Origin of the sequence: Gaiella occulta (assembly GCF_003351045.1) — a bacterium.
Taxonomy (GTDB): Bacteria; Actinomycetota; Thermoleophilia; order Gaiellales; family Gaiellaceae; genus Gaiella; species Gaiella occulta.
The window spans coordinates 134,984-148,922 of sequence record NZ_QQZY01000004.1; the positions used below are offsets into that span (position 1 = coordinate 134,984).

Here is a 13,939-nt window from a genome sequence, read left to right on the forward strand (position 1 = left end):
GCGGGGAACGCCTACCAGGACTTCGGGCCGGTGGGCGCCGGCGGGCGCGCGAGGCGCACGCGGGCGTCGACGACGACGGCCCCGTGCTCGAGCCCGAGCACGGGGTTGAGGTCGAGCTCGGCGAGCTCGGGCACGTCCTCCGCGAGCCGGGAGAGCCGGTGCAGCACGTCGCTGAGCGCCGCGGCGTCGGCGGGAGGGGCGCCGCGGAAGCCGGCCACGAGGCGGCCGGCCTTGCCGCCGCCGACGAGCTCGTCGGCGTCGACGTCCGTGAGCGGGGCGAGGCGGAACTGGGCGTCTCCGATCAGCTCCGCGTGGATGCCGCCGGGGCCGAACGCGACGAGAGGGCCGAACACGGGATCCTGTGCGACGCCTGCGAGCAGCTCGACGCCGCCGCTGATCAGCGGCTGCACGATGACGGAGCCGCCGATCCGCGCCGCCGCGGCGCGCACGTCCGCGGCGGAGGCGAGGTCCAGCGCGACGCCGCCGCTCTCGGTCTTGTGGACGCCTGCCGCGGCCGTCTTCACGACCGCCGGGTAGCCGAGCTTCTCGGCGGCGGCTACGGCCTCCTCCGGGCCCGCGGCGACGAGCTCGGGGACGACGGGGAGGCCGTACGCCTCGAGCAGCGCGCGCACGTCGCCGGGCCCGAGCCACGCCTCGGCCGCGCCGCCGAGCGCGCGCTCGACGACCTCCGTGGCCGCTGCGTGGTCGATGCCGTCGAGGTGTGGCACCGTTCCCGCCGCGCGCCTGAGCCACTCGGCGCGCTCGGCTGCGCGGCCGAGCGCCCGTGCGGCGGCCTCGGGGTAGGCGAACGACGGGATCTGCGCGGCGCGGCGCAGGGTGGATGGGGCGCCCTCGGCGGCGAGGATCGCGGCGAGCACGGGCTTCGAGGTGCCGCTCGCGGCGGCCGCCTCGCTGACGGCCGCGCCGACGTCGGCGGTCGCGACCGCGACGGGGGGGACGAAGAGCACGATGACGGCGTCGATGCCGGGATCGGCGAGCACGAGCGGCAGCGCCGCCCGGTAGCTCTCGGCCGTGGCCGAGCCGAGCATGTCGACGGGGTTCGCGGTCGACGCCTCGGCGGGCATCACGGCGGCGAGCGCGGCGCGGGTGTCCTCGCAGAGCTGGGGAAGGGAGAGGCCGGCGCTCTCGCAGGCGTCGGCGCAGAGGATGCCGAGGCCGCCCGCGTTCGTGAGCACCGCGACGCGGCGGCCGCGCGGGACGGGCTGGGTGGAGAGCAGGGCGGCGACGTCGAGCAGCTCCCCGAGCGTGTCGGCGCGGAGCACGCCGGCCTGGCGGAAGACCGCATCGACGGCGGCGTCGGACCCGGCGAGCGCGGCGGTATGCGAGCCCGCCGCCTTCTGCCCGGCCCGCGAGCGACCGCTCTTCATCGCCAGGATGGGCTTGTCGCGGGCGACGCGGCGGGCGATGCGCGCGAACTTGCGCGGGTTGCCGAACGACTCCACGTACAGCAGCACGAGGTCGGTGCCGCCGTCGTCCTCCCACCATTCGAGCAGGTCGTTCGAGGACACATCCGCCTTGTTGCCGATCGAGACGAACGCGGACACGCCGAGGCCCCGTGCCTCGGCGCGCTGGAGCAGCGCCAGGCCGAGCGCCCCGGACTGCGACGAGAAGCCGATGCGGCCTGCCGGGAACGAGCGCGGCGCGAAGGTCGCGTTGAGCCCGACGGCGGCGGAGGCGATGCCGAGGCAGTTCGGGCCGACGAGGCGGGCCCCGTGCGCACGGACGAGGGCGAGCAGCTGCTCCTGCCGGGCCCGGCCCTCGTCGCCGGTCTCGGCGAACCCGGCCGAGATCACGCAGAGCGCGCGCGTGCCGCTGCGGAGCGTCGCCTCGGCGGCCTCGAGCACGTGCTCTGCGGGGAGGCAGATGACGCCGAGGTCGATTTCGTCGGGGATCTCGTCGATGGACGGGTAGGCGCGGACGCCGGCCACGGGCTCGCCGGAGCGGTTGACCGGGTAGGCGGCGCCGGTGAAGCCTCCGGCGAGGACGTTGCGGAACAGCTCGCCGCCGATCGAGCCGCGGCGTGGGGAGGCACCGATCACGGCGACCGTCGACGGCGCGAAGAAGGGCCGCAGCGACGCCGAGACGGCGACGTGGTCGCGCGCGTCGACACGCTCGCGGTACCCGGGGGTCGACTCGATCGGGAACGTGACCTCGTAGACGCCGCCCTCGAGGGCGCGGGCGGCGCGAAAGCCGATGTTCTCGAACACCGACAGCATGGCCGCGTTCTCCGGCAGCACCTCGGCGACGAAGGATTCGATGCCGTGGGCGGCGGCGCGCGCGGCGAGCTGCTCGAGCATCCGCGTGCCGATCCCCTTGCGCTGGACGTCGTCGGCGACCGCGAACGCGGCCTCTGCCGCGTGACGATCGCGCAGGCGGCTGTAGTTGGCGACGGACACGATGCGCGCGTCGGAGCCGTCGCCCATGACGCCGATCAGCGAGCCCGCCTCCTCCCAGTCGGGATCGACGAGGGTGCGGGCGAACCGCTCGCCGGCGGCGGCGAGACCGTGGAAGCGGAGGAAGCGGCTGCGCACCGAGAGGCCGGCGAAGAAGGCGACGATCGCGTCGACGTCGTCGGCGCTGGGAGCGCGCAGACGCAGCGTCGTCCCGTCGCGGAGGATGACGTCGACGGTGGCCTGCATGTCCTGATCCTGCACGAGGTGCGGCACGCTGCCCAGTCTCGCGCGCCGCGCGCGCCGGGTCATCCGTCGCGGCGCGGAACGTCGGCGCGGGAAAGCCGCAGGCTCGTCAGCGGCGCCCGCGCGGGGCGAACATGCGCAGGAGCGTCCCCACGTCGATGTCGCGCTGCAGCGGATGCCGCAGCGGCACGTGATCGTGGACGACGTAGTGGTTGCGGCGGCCGACGCGCGTGCGCTCCACGTATCCCTCCGCGACGAGGTCGTTCACGATCGCCTGCACGGCGCGCTCCGTGATCCCCGCCTCGACGGCGACGTCCCGCAGTCGCGTGTCGGGGTCGCGGGCGATGCAGAGCAGCACCTGGGCGTGATGCGACAGGAACGTCCAGCCGCTCATGCTCGCTCCTCCGCCCTCTGGGCCGCTGCGAGGGCGCCCCGGAGGTTGAGGTCGGCGCCCATCGCAGGCGAAAATAGCAGAAGTCAACTTCAGGTGTAGTGTTTACACCCGGGGTTACACCCGCGGGCGAATGGTTGCTGCGAGCGGGGGACAGTAGCCTGCGGCGGCATGACGACCCCGATGATGGAGAGAGGCACGAGGTTGACGGAGCGGCAGCGCGAGGTGATCGCACTGATCGCGGCAGGGTGCTCGAACGACGAGGTCGGCGCGCGGCTCGGCATCTCCCCGCGAACGGCGAAGGCGCACGCGGACACGCTGCGCTCGAAGCTGGGCGTGAGCCGCCGGCGGCAGATCCCGGTCGCCTTCAGGGCGCTGACCGGCGAGGACCCTCTCTCCGCAAGCCTGGGCGCGCTGGTTCGGCGCCCGGGGCCCTGACGGCTGGGCGCCCGCGGCTTCCCCCGCTCCGCCGCGGGCGCCCGTCTTCTCGAATGAGCGCTGCTCCAGTAGCGTCCACTGGCACTGCCATGGCCGAGCCGACCGTGAAGCCGACCATCCGGCGTCGCCGGATCATCGAGCGGCCGCGCCTTATCCGGGCGCTCGACCGCTCGCAGGCTCGCGTGCGCATGCTCGTCGCGGCGGCCGGCTACGGCAAGACGACGCTGGCAGAGCAGTGGGCGGCGCAGCCGGGCCGGCGGGTCTCGTGGGTGCGTGCGCGCCGTGCCACGGCGGACGTCGCGGTGCTGGCGCGGGAGATGGCGGGCGCCGGCGCGGAGATCCTGCCGGGCTGCGACCGGCGGCTGCGCGAGCGCCTGAACGCGACGAACGACCCGGCGGAGGAGCTGTCGGTGCTCGTCGACCTGCTGTCGGAGGATCTGGCGGGCTGGCCCGGCGACGCGTGGATGGTGATCGACGACTACCACCACGTGCGCGAGTCGTCGACTTCCGAGGCTTTCGTCGAGGCCGTCGTCCTGCGCTCGCCGCTGCAGGTGCTGATCTCGACGCGCGACCGCCCGCGCTGGGTCTCGACGCGCAGCGTCCTCTACGGCGACGTGCTGGAGATCGGACAGAGCGCGCTGGCGATGAGCGAGGAAGAGGTGGACGACCTGCTGGCCGGCGCGCAGGAGCGGCTGAGCCCGGGCCTGCTCGCCCTGGCCGGAGGATGGCCGGCGGTGATCGGGCTCGCCAGCCTGACGACGTCGTCGCCGGCGGAACCGGTGATCGAGCTCGAGCTGCCCGACCAGCTGTACGAGTTCTTCGCGGATGAGATCTACCGCGGCCTCGAGCCCGACCTGCGCCTCGGTCTCGGCCTGCTCGCCACCGCGCCGAGCCTCGACCGCGAGCTCGCCGAGGAGCTCCTCGGCGCCGAGCGCGCGCAGCGCGTGTGCACCGAAGCGCTCACGCTGGGCGTGCTCGAAGAGCGTGGCGGCAAGCTCGAGTTCCACCCCCTCGCCGCCGCCTTCCTCGAGGAGAGGGCCCGGCGGGAGGCTACGAAGGATCTGTCCGCGGTCATCAATCTGTGTCTGGGGGTTTATCGGAGACGTCGTGAATGGGACGCGGCCTTCGACCTTGTCGAGCGCCATCGGATTGATGCCGAGCTAGAGGTTCTGTTCAACGACGCTCTCGATGAACTACTCAACGGAGCACGTCTTGCGACAATCGAGCGGTGGATTGACCGGGCAGAACGCCGCAGGTTGGTCAGTCCGATCGTCGAAATCGCAAAATCCGAACTGGCGCTACGGCATGGTCGGCACATGAGCGCCCAGGCATTCGCCGAAGTCGCTCTGTCCATGCTGGCTAAGAATGAGGCGAACCGTTTCCGAGCATTGGTCGTGGCTGCGCGGTCTGCACATTCAGGGTCGAGGGAGGAGGTCGCTCTCTCTTATTACAGACTCGCGGAGGAAGCAGCCTTAAATCCGCGCAGCGTACACGAAGCTCTCTGGGGGCAGCTCATGTGCGCCACGGCATTGGAGCTCGACGAAGCACACGAACTGATGCGAACGCTGGAGGAGACACTCACAACGAGAGGTCCCTACGAGCTGGTGCGAATGGCAGACAAGAGGCTCGGGTTAGGTTTTCGCTTCGGCTCGGTCCAGCACCTATCTGCCGCCCGACGTGTCGCCGAGTTGGTGGATCACGTCGACGATCCATTTGTCAGGTGCTCATTCAGGTGCGCATTCGCGTACGCGTTAAACCTTGGGGCGTTCTACGACGAAGCAGCTCAGCAGACCGGACTTCTCTTGAACGATGCTACCGAATTTCGGGTAGACCTTGCGCTTCCGTACGCGCATTTGATGTCTGCGATGGCTTCTACCGGCCATCGAGACTATGCCGCAGCTCACGCGTCCCTCGACGTCGCAGTCGCCGAGTCGCGGCGTTGCAACGATGAATTCGGCGTTCAAAGCGTCTACGCGGCACGGGTGCGTACGCTTCTACAGGAGGGCCGATCATCCGAGGCCTGTGCCACGGAGCCGCCCAGTCTCGAGGAATCTCTTCGATCCATGCGGGGTGAAGTGCTGGCTTCGAGGGGTCTCGCGCTGGCCTCAATCGGGCGATTGGAAAAGGCTCGAACGCTCGCACGAGAGGCGGTCGGGTCGACGAACGCGGTTGAAGCACGCGTGCTGGCGGTTGCCATCGATGCTGTTTGCTCAGTAAATGGTCGAGACCCTCAGATGCATGAGCACGTAGAGAACATGATCGACGTCGGTTTCGAAGCCGGAGCTGTCGATCTCGTGGTCGGCACTTACCGGGCGAGCGTTGATGTTCTCTCAGTTGCGCTCTCGTCTCCGTCGGTGCGAGAGCGAACCGTGTTTATCGTAGGTCGTGCTAGAGACGAACAGCTTCTGGAGTTCTTGATGAGCGGATCCGCGAGTCTGGATCCGAAGGAGTTTTTGTCGAAGCGAGAGCGAGAGGTCTATGACCTAGTCTGCGAAGGAATGTCGAACAGCGAGATTGCCAGACGGCTCTTCATCAGCGAGTCGACTGTCAAGGTGCATGTCCATCACGTCTTCGACAAACTGGGCATTCGGTCGCGGACGGCACTTGCAATGAACGCTGCTCGGGATCGTTGGCGTCATGCAACGCCTACGGCCACTTCAGGATCACCTCTTGGTTCGACATCCTCCTCAGACAGCAATCGTTCGATCGCAGAGTAGCCGCTCGGATCAAAGTCTTCGCGCTTCGCCATGCGGTAGTCCTCGCCAGCGCTAGCGAGGATGGCTTCGAAGGCTGCCACAACTGAGGTGTCAAACTGGCTTTCCACGGCCTGTGCGAGTCGGAGGCGCGCGACTCGGCTTGACATCGCCTCACGGTACGGTCGATGGGAGGTCATCGCGTTGTAGGCGTCCGCGACGGCGATGACCCTTGAGAGGAGCGGAATCTCCGATCCCGAGAGTCCGTCTGGATAGCCCTCTCCGTCAATCCGCTCGTGATGGTGCCTGACCACTACAGCAACGTCCGCGTACAGATCCACCTTCTCAAGGATCGTTTCGCCAATCGCCGGATGTTCCTGCATCTGGCGACGCTCTTCGAGAGTCAAGGGCCCGTCCTTGAGAAGTAGGCTAGCCGGAAGACCGATCTTGCCAATGTCATGGACAAGACCGCACAAATATGCACGCTCTTGAACGTCGGGGGAGAGGCCCAGTCGTTTTGTAATATCCCTCGAGTAGATCGCCACCGCCTTCGAGTGGCCGGCCGTGTATCGGTCACTCTTCTCAAGAGTTGCGACCAGAGCCTCAGCGAATGACATGTTGGCACGCTTGAGATCCTGAGCGAACTGTCGCTGCTGTTGGTACATCCCAAACAACCGCTGAGCCGCGAGCGCAGGTATGAAGAAGAGCGGCGCCGTCCAAGGAGAAACCTCGCTGTAGGCGAGCGCAAGGATCGCGACGATCGGTGCATAGAGAGGTACCGATGTCAAAAGGAGTGGGGCAAGCGGCCGGAGGACGTCTCTGATGTCTCGACCGCGGATCCTTGCGGTGATCCCTGCTGACAGAATGTCCAGGATCTCTGCCACGAGGGCCGCGACCAGCGTTGCTGCGAGAAGTCTCCCTAAGCCGCTGGCCGGGGAGCCCTTGATTCCAAGGGCGATGAAACCGGCGGCGACTCCGGTGAGGAATCGCGTACTTGTGTAAGTCGCCCACTTGAGCCTCGGCGCCCGCTCAGGGTCAGGTCGTGAGAAGAGTTCGGAATCACCGAGCATCGATGCCGCGTTCACGAGACCCGCTGCGAGCGGCCCGAAGAGAACAGCCGCGAAGAGTGTTGGCAGAAGCGCGATAGAGAGCTGGAGCGTGCGTGTGATCCATACGCCGCTCCGCTCGGCAACAGCGTTCACAGTGATCAGAGCGACGATCGTCCAGGGGTCCCCGAGCCCATAGCCAGCCTCAGAGACAACCAAGCCGGTGGCGACGGCCGCTATCGCTAGTGCGCAGGCGTATGCCCATGTCCGTCGTTGTGTGTCCAAGATCAACTTGATCTATCCCTCGAATGGGGTATAGGATCTTCTTTGCCGTCAGTACCCGAACCTAGGAGCATCGATGCGCAAGCTGTTTCGTCGTGTCGCGGCTCATGCCCTCATGAGCGGCGCGAAGGACTGGTAGCCGTCAGATCCTCGTTTCTCCGCCCCTAGCGGGCATCCCTCTTTCGGGGGAACCGCAATCGGGGAGGTAAACGAAGGATCCGACGGTGGAAACCAGACAACTGCGTTAGGCAATGAGCCCACGCCGGAAGCCCACAGCTACGGCGTGGGCTCTGCTGCGCGCTTGAAGCTTCGCGAGCAGATGCCTCACATGCGATTTCACGGTCTCCTCCGAGAGGAAGAGCCGCTGTCCGATCTCCCGGTTGACGAGGCCGTCGGCGACGAGCTGAAGGACCTCGATCTCGCGGGCGGTCGGCTCCTGCTCCAGCTCTCGGAGCACCGGGACGTTGAACGGAATCACCGAGCCCGCACGGCTGCTGCTGCGCCGCGCGGCAGCAGCCTCGAAACGACGGCTGTGATCGCGGTAGCGGCTCAGGATCTCCTTGCGCTCTGCTGCGTCCACGCGGTTCGTATCGACCCCGCCCGGGTGCCACTTGAGAGCGAGGACGCTCGATCGAGTGAATTTCACCCACGATGGGGGACACGGAGCGTCCCGCGGCTCAGCCGCGCCGCCCGAGGGGCCGCGTGCTATCCGATCGGCAGCGTGCGCGGCGCGGGCATGGAGGCAGGCTCGAACTGCGCGGGCCGCTCTCGCGGGGTGATCCTCCCGGCGCGCACGTCCTCCGCGAAATGGCAGGCGACGAGATGCCCGTCGATCGTCCGCAGCGGCGGCTCCTCCTCGGCGCAGCGCGTCTCCTGCACGAACGGGCAGCGCGTATGGAACCGGCATGCCCGTGGCGGGTTCGCGGGGCTCGGCAGGTCGCCTTCGACGCGAATCGCCACCCGTCGTCGCTCCACCTCCGGGTCCGGGATCGGGATCGCCGAGAGCAGCGTCAGCGTGTACGGGTGCAGAGGGTTCTCGTAGAGATCGTCCGCCGGCGCGATCTCGACGACCTTTCCCAGGTACATCACGACGATCCGGTCGGAGATGTGTCGTACGACGGCGAGGTCGTGCGCGATGAAGAGGTACGTGAGCCCGAACTTCTCCTGCAGTCTCTCGAGCAGGTTGACGATCTGCGCCTGGATCGACACGTCGAGAGCCGACACCGGCTCGTCGCAGACGATGAAGTCGGGGTTCAGCGCGAGCGCGCGCGCGAGCCCGATGCGCTGCCGCTGGCCGCCGGAGAACTCGTGTGGATACCGGTTCGCCGCGTCGGCGGGGAGGCCGACGACCTCCAGCAGCTCCCGCACACGGCCGCTCACCTCTCGTCGCGGCACCACGCCGTGGACGCGCAACGGCTCGCCGACGATCCGTCCGACCGAGTGCCTGGGGTTCAGCGACGCATACGGGTCCTGGAACACCATCTGCATCCGCCGCCGCACGGACTGCAGCTCTCTCTCCGAGAGCGACGTGATGTCCTGGTCGTCGAACACGATGCGGCCGCCGGTGGGGACGTACAGGCGGAGCATTGCCCGCCCGAGCGTCGACTTGCCGCAGCCGGACTCGCCGACGAGGCCCAGCGTCTCGCCCCGCGCGATCGCCAGGCTGACGCCGTCGACGGCCTTCACGTCTCCGACGTGCCTGTCGAGCACGACCCCGCTCATGATCGGGAACCAGACCCGTAGGTCCTCGACCCGCAGCAGCGGCGCCCTTCCTGTCGCCGTATCGCTCACGCGGCCCCGCCGAGTCGCTCGCGCTCCCACGTATCCGCGGCCACCGGACGGAAGCAGGCCGCATCCTGGCCGCTGTCCATGCGTCTCAACGCCGGCAGCTCGGCAAGGCATTGCTCGACGCGGTAGCGGCAGCGGGGCGCGAACGGGCAAGAGGCCGGAGGGCTCAGCATGTTGCGCGGCTGGCCCGCGATCGGCTGCAGGGCCTGCCGGCGGCCGAGGTCGAGCCGCGGCACGCTCTGCAGGAGCCCGAGCGTGTACGGATGCCGCGGCCGCGCGAAGATCCGATCGGCGTCGCCGGTCTCGACGAACGTGCCTGCGTACATGACGTTGACGCGCTCGCAGATGCCCGCGACCACCCCCAGGTCGTGCGTGATCATGATCAACGCGGTGTGATGCTCGGCGACGAGCGCGCGCAGCAGGTCGAGGATCTGTGCCTGGATGGTGACGTCGAGCGCCGTGGTCGGCTCGTCGGCGATCAGGAGCTTCGGCTCGCAGGCGAGCGCCATCGCGATCATCACACGCTGCCGCATCCCCCCGGAGAACTGGTGCGGGTAGTCCTTCAGGCGCGCGCGTGCGCTCGGGATGCCCACCTGCTCCAGCAGCTCCGCCGCGCGTGCTCTCGCCGCATGCCGGGTCATCCCGAAGTGCTCCTCGAGCGGTTCGCGGATCTGCCTCCCGATCGTCAGCACCGGATTCAGGCTCGTCATCGGGTCCTGGAAGATCATCGCGATCTCCCGGCCCCGCACCGTACGCAGCTCACGGTCGGAGAGCCGCAGCAGGTCGCGCCCCTCGAAGCGCGCGCTGCCCGCGGACGCGCGCCCGGCGCGAGGCAGGATGCCGAGCAGGGCGAGCGACGTGACGCTCTTGCCGCACCCGGACTCGCCCACGATCCCGAGCGTCTCGCCGGGCGCGATCTCGAACGAGACGCCGTTGACCGCGTGGATCGTGCCCCGGTCGGTCCAGAACTCGACGTGCAGGCCGTCGACTGCGAGGAGCGGCTCAGGCACGGCCGCGCAGCTTCGGGTCGAGGGCCTCGCGCAGAGCGTCGCCGATCAGGTTGAACCCCAGCGCCGAGATCACGATCGCGAGGCCGGGGATGATCGCGAGGAGCGGCGCGTTCTGGAGGTAGTTGTTCGCGCCGGTCAGCATCGCCCCCCACTCGGGCCGCGAGGGATCCTGGTCGCCGAGCCCGAGGAAGCTCAGGCCCGCCACGTCGATGATCGCCGTGGCGAGAGCGAGAGTCGCCTGCACGATCACCGGCGAGATGGCGTTCGGGAGGATGTGCGAGAAGAGGATGGAGCGGCGCGGGACGCCGACGGAGCGCGCGGCCAGCACGAAGTCGTTCTCGCGCTGGGCGAGGATCGATCCTCGCAGGAGGCGCGCGAAGACCGGGATGGTCGTGACGCCGACCGCCACCATGATCTGCCACAGCCCCGCGCCCAGCATCGCGACGACGCCGATCGCGAAGAGGAGCCCGGGGATCGCGAGCATCACGTCCATGCAGCGCATGATCACCGTGTCCACGATGCCGCCGAGATAGCCGGCGATCGCTCCGAGGAGCATGCCCGCCGTGAGACCGACACCGACCGCGACGACGCCGATCACGAGCGAGGAGCGCGCGCCGTACAGCACGCGCGAGAGCTCGTCCCGGCCGAGGTCGTCCACGCCGAGCCAGTGGCCGGAGGACGGCCCGGGGCAGCAGCCGTCCGCGACGAGGTCGAGGTTCTGGTCGAGCGGGCCGTGCGGGGCGATCAGCGGCGCGAAGATGCCGGTGAAGACGAACAGGAAGACGAACACGAACCCGACGATCGCACCCGGGTTGCGGCGGATCCGCCGCCACGCGTCGCGCCAGAGCCCGCCGCCCGCCTCGAGTTGGAGCTCGCGCCCCTCCAGCTCCGCGACCGACATCAGCTCACTCTGATCCGCGGGTTGATGATCCCGTAGGAGATGTCGACGAGCAGGTTCACGAGCACGAACACGAGCGCCGTGAAGAGGATTCCGCCCTGGATGACCGGGTAGTCGCGGTTGAAGATCGCGTTTGCCAGCCACGAGCCCATGCCCGGCAGCGCGAAGACCGTCTCCGTCAGCACCGCGCCGGAGAGCAGGAGCCCGGTCTGCAGCCCGATGATCGTCGACACCGGCAGCATCGCGTTGCGAAACACGTGGCGCGCGTCGACCGTCCACGGGCCCATGCCTTTCGCCCGCGCCGTGCGCACGTAGTCCTCGTTCTGCACGTCGAGCACCGCGGCACGGGTGATGCGCGCGATGATCGCGAGCGGGATCGAGCCGAGCGCCACCGCGGGGAGGATGAGGTGCTTGACCGCGTCCCATGCCGACGTCCAGCGGCCGGTGACGATCCCGTCGAGGACGTAGAAGCTGGTCGGGTGCGGCGTGTCGAGGAGGACGTCCTGGCGGCCGACGCTCGGCAACCAGCCGAACTTGACGGAGAAGACGTACTTCAGGAGCAGCGCGAGGAAGAAGATCGGCGTCGAGACGCCGACCAGGGAGACGACGAGGCTGCCGTGGTCGAAGACCGTGCCGTACTTCTTCGCCGCGAGGAAGCCGAGCGGGATCCCGAGCGAGATCGCGAACAGCATCGCCGCGAGCGTGAGCTCGACGGTCGCCGGGAAGCGCTCCCTGAGCTCCGTCGTCACCGGTCGCCTCGACACGATGCTCGTCCCGAGCTCCCCGTGGACGGTCTTGTCGACGTAGTTCCAGTACTGCACGTAGAGGGGACGGTCGAGGCCGTACTGGTGCCTGATCTGGGCGATCGCCGCCGGTGTCGCCCGCTCGCCGAGCAGCGCCTGCGCCGGGCTTCCCGGCAGCGCGCGGATCCAGAGGAAGATGAGGAGCGAGAGCCCTATCAGGATCGGCACGACGAGCAGGAGCCGACGGACGACGAACCGGAGCATCTAGCGGTTCGTCGTCCGTCGGCTGTGGAGCACGTGCTTCCCTACCTGCTGTAGCTGACGGTCGCGAAGGACTCCAGCGAGACGGGGCTCGGGACGTATCCCTGCACGTTCTTCTGGAACGCGAGCGCCGGCTTGCTGTGGACGTACGGGACCATCGGCAGGAACTTCATCACCTCGACGCTGGCCTTCTGGTACAGCCCGATGCGGGCCGCGGGGTTCGTCTCCGCATCCGCCCGCGCCAGGAGATCGAAGAGCGCCGGGTTCTTGAAACCGAACAGCCCGCTCTCCGCTCCGAAGTGCACGTTGAGGAAGTTGGCCGGGTCGCCGAAGTCGCCGGTCCAGCCGAGCAGGAACATCTGCGCCTTGCCGCTCTGGGTCGCCCCGAGGTAGTCGGGGCGCCACGGCGCGCTGTGCGGGACGACCTGGAAGCCGGCCTTGGCGAGGCTGGCCGCGAACGCCTCGAAGTTCCGCTTCGGGTCGGGCATGTACGGCCGCGACACGTTCGTCGGATACCAGAAGTCCACCTTCACCGGCAGGGTGAGTCCGGCCTGCCGGAGCAGCGCCTTCGCCTTCTCCGGGTCGTACTTGTACTGCGGCACGCCCGACTTGGCGAAGCCGACGACGAGCGGCGGCAGGAACTGGTCGGCCACCTCGCCTCGACCCGAGTAGAACGACTTCACGACGGCGTTGCGGTCGAGCCCGTAGGCCACGGCCCGCCGCACGAGGATGTTGTTCATCGGCGGGATCGACTGGTTCAGCCCCACGTAGCCGACGTTGAAGGCAGGCCGGTCGAGCACCTTCAGCTTCGAGGAGCCCTTGATCGTCGCGATGTCCTGGGGCGCGACGAGGTCGTAGCCCTGGATCTCACCGGTCTGGAGCGCCTGCAGGCGCGCGGAGTTGTCCGAGATCGCCCGGAAGATGATCCGCTTCAGCTTCGGCTTCGGGCCCCAGTAGTTCGGGTTCGCCGTGAGCTCCAGCCTGTCGCCGACCTTCCACGACTTGAGCATGAACGGCCCCGTGCCGATCGGGTGCTGGGTTCCGAACGTGCCCGTCGGATGGAAGACGCCGTCGGCGTCGACCGAGCCCGCGTCGGCCTGGTACTTCTTCAGGGCCGTGGGGCTCGCGATGCCGAAGTTCGTGAGCGCGAGCGCGCCGAGGAACGACGACGAGCGCCGGTTGAGGATGATCTTCGCCGTCGACTGGCCGGAGGCCTTGCAGCCGCGGTAGAGGCTCTTGTCCGGGCCCGGGCTTCCCTGTGCCGGCTTCTTGAAGCCGCCGAACACCGTGTTCCAGTAGTACGTCACGGCGTCGGTTTGCAGCGGGCCCGGGAAGCTGTACCAGCGGTCGAAGTTGGCGCACACGGCGGCGGCGTTGAACGGCGTGCCGTCCTGGAACTTCACGTTCTTGCGCAGGTTGAAGATCCAGATGAGCCCGTTCGGGCTCGCCTTCCAGCTCACTGCGAGCTTCGGCTCGATCACCGTCGTGCCGGGCTTCAACCCCACGAGGCCCTCGAAGATCTGGTCGATCACACGCAGAGACTCTCCGTCCGACACGAGCGGCCCGTCCAGGATGACCGGGTCGGACGCGGCGCCGAACACGAGCGTGTCGCTGGCGGATCTCTTGTCGGCCGCTGCCAGCGCGGACGCCGCCACGACGACCGACAGTGCCGCGATCGCCGCACCTACCTTCAGAAGCTTGCGCATCTTCACCTTCCCCTCAGGCGTCTCCT

At 68.5% G+C, this 13,939-nt stretch carries 11 protein-coding genes; 2 read left to right on the forward strand and 9 right to left on the reverse strand.

The genetic code is table 11. The features are described 5' to 3' along the window. Nucleotides 1-11: 11 nt before the first annotated feature. Together Gocc_RS09580 and Gocc_RS09585 are read right to left on the reverse strand one after the other, a co-directional pair. Nucleotides 12-2,687 (reverse strand): bifunctional acetate--CoA ligase family protein/GNAT family N-acetyltransferase, encoded by a 2,676-nt coding sequence (locus Gocc_RS09580; RefSeq protein WP_181813543.1) that lies wholly within the window; start codon nucleotides 2,685-2,687, stop codon nucleotides 12-14. Between the two features lie 79 nt (nucleotides 2,688-2,766). Then, nucleotides 2,767-3,051 carry a helix-turn-helix transcriptional regulator gene (locus tag Gocc_RS09585; RefSeq protein WP_114796341.1) on the reverse strand — a complete coding sequence of 95 codons (285 nt, stop codon included), beginning with the start codon at nucleotides 3,049-3,051 and terminating at the stop codon, nucleotides 2,767-2,769. 168 nt (nucleotides 3,052-3,219) lie between these two features. On the opposite strand from Gocc_RS09585, the gene Gocc_RS09590 reads away from it, so the two are divergent. Together Gocc_RS09590 and Gocc_RS09595 are read left to right on the forward strand one after the other, a co-directional pair. After that, nucleotides 3,220-3,486 (forward strand): helix-turn-helix domain-containing protein, encoded by a 267-nt coding sequence (locus tag Gocc_RS09590; protein ID WP_114796342.1) that lies wholly within the window; start codon nucleotides 3,220-3,222, stop codon nucleotides 3,484-3,486. Between the two features lie 89 nt (nucleotides 3,487-3,575). Continuing rightward, a complete protein-coding gene (locus Gocc_RS09595; RefSeq protein WP_114796343.1) occupies nucleotides 3,576-6,203 on the forward strand; it encodes a helix-turn-helix transcriptional regulator in 2,628 nt (875 codons plus the stop codon). Here the strand turns inward: Gocc_RS09595 and Gocc_RS09600 are convergent. From Gocc_RS09600 to Gocc_RS09630, 7 genes are all read right to left on the reverse strand, one after another. Then, a complete protein-coding gene (locus tag Gocc_RS09600) occupies nucleotides 6,122-7,516 on the reverse strand; it encodes an HD domain-containing phosphohydrolase (protein WP_181813544.1) in 1,395 nt (464 codons plus the stop codon). The genes Gocc_RS09595 and Gocc_RS09600 overlap by 82 nt on opposite strands. Nucleotides 7,517-7,751: 235 nt before the next feature. Continuing rightward, nucleotides 7,752-7,985, reverse strand: a complete 234-nt coding sequence (locus Gocc_RS16590; protein ID WP_220150551.1) for a response regulator transcription factor — start codon at nucleotides 7,983-7,985, stop codon at nucleotides 7,752-7,754. Between the two features lie 227 nt (nucleotides 7,986-8,212). Beyond that, complete coding sequence (locus Gocc_RS09610; RefSeq protein WP_281268444.1) at nucleotides 8,213-9,298, reverse strand: ABC transporter ATP-binding protein; 1,086 nt, start codon at nucleotides 9,296-9,298, stop codon at nucleotides 8,213-8,215. Continuing rightward, a complete protein-coding gene (locus Gocc_RS09615; protein ID WP_114796346.1) occupies nucleotides 9,295-10,305 on the reverse strand; it encodes an ABC transporter ATP-binding protein in 1,011 nt (336 codons plus the stop codon). The genes Gocc_RS09610 and Gocc_RS09615 overlap by 4 nt, the downstream gene beginning before the upstream one ends. Beyond that, on the reverse strand, nucleotides 10,298-11,206 hold the full coding sequence (locus Gocc_RS09620; RefSeq protein WP_114796347.1) for an ABC transporter permease: 909 nt from the start codon (nucleotides 11,204-11,206) through the stop codon (nucleotides 10,298-10,300). Before Gocc_RS09620 ends, Gocc_RS09615 begins: the two co-directional genes overlap by 8 nt. Next, a complete protein-coding gene (locus tag Gocc_RS09625) occupies nucleotides 11,206-12,210 on the reverse strand; it encodes an ABC transporter permease (RefSeq protein ID WP_114796348.1) in 1,005 nt (334 codons plus the stop codon). Before Gocc_RS09625 ends, Gocc_RS09620 begins: the two co-directional genes overlap by 1 nt. 41 nt (nucleotides 12,211-12,251) lie before the next feature. After that, nucleotides 12,252-13,913: an ABC transporter substrate-binding protein gene (locus Gocc_RS09630; RefSeq protein WP_147281246.1), complete on the reverse strand. Its 1,662-nt coding sequence runs from the start codon at nucleotides 13,911-13,913 to the stop codon at nucleotides 12,252-12,254. Nucleotides 13,914-13,939: the final 26 nt, after the last annotated feature.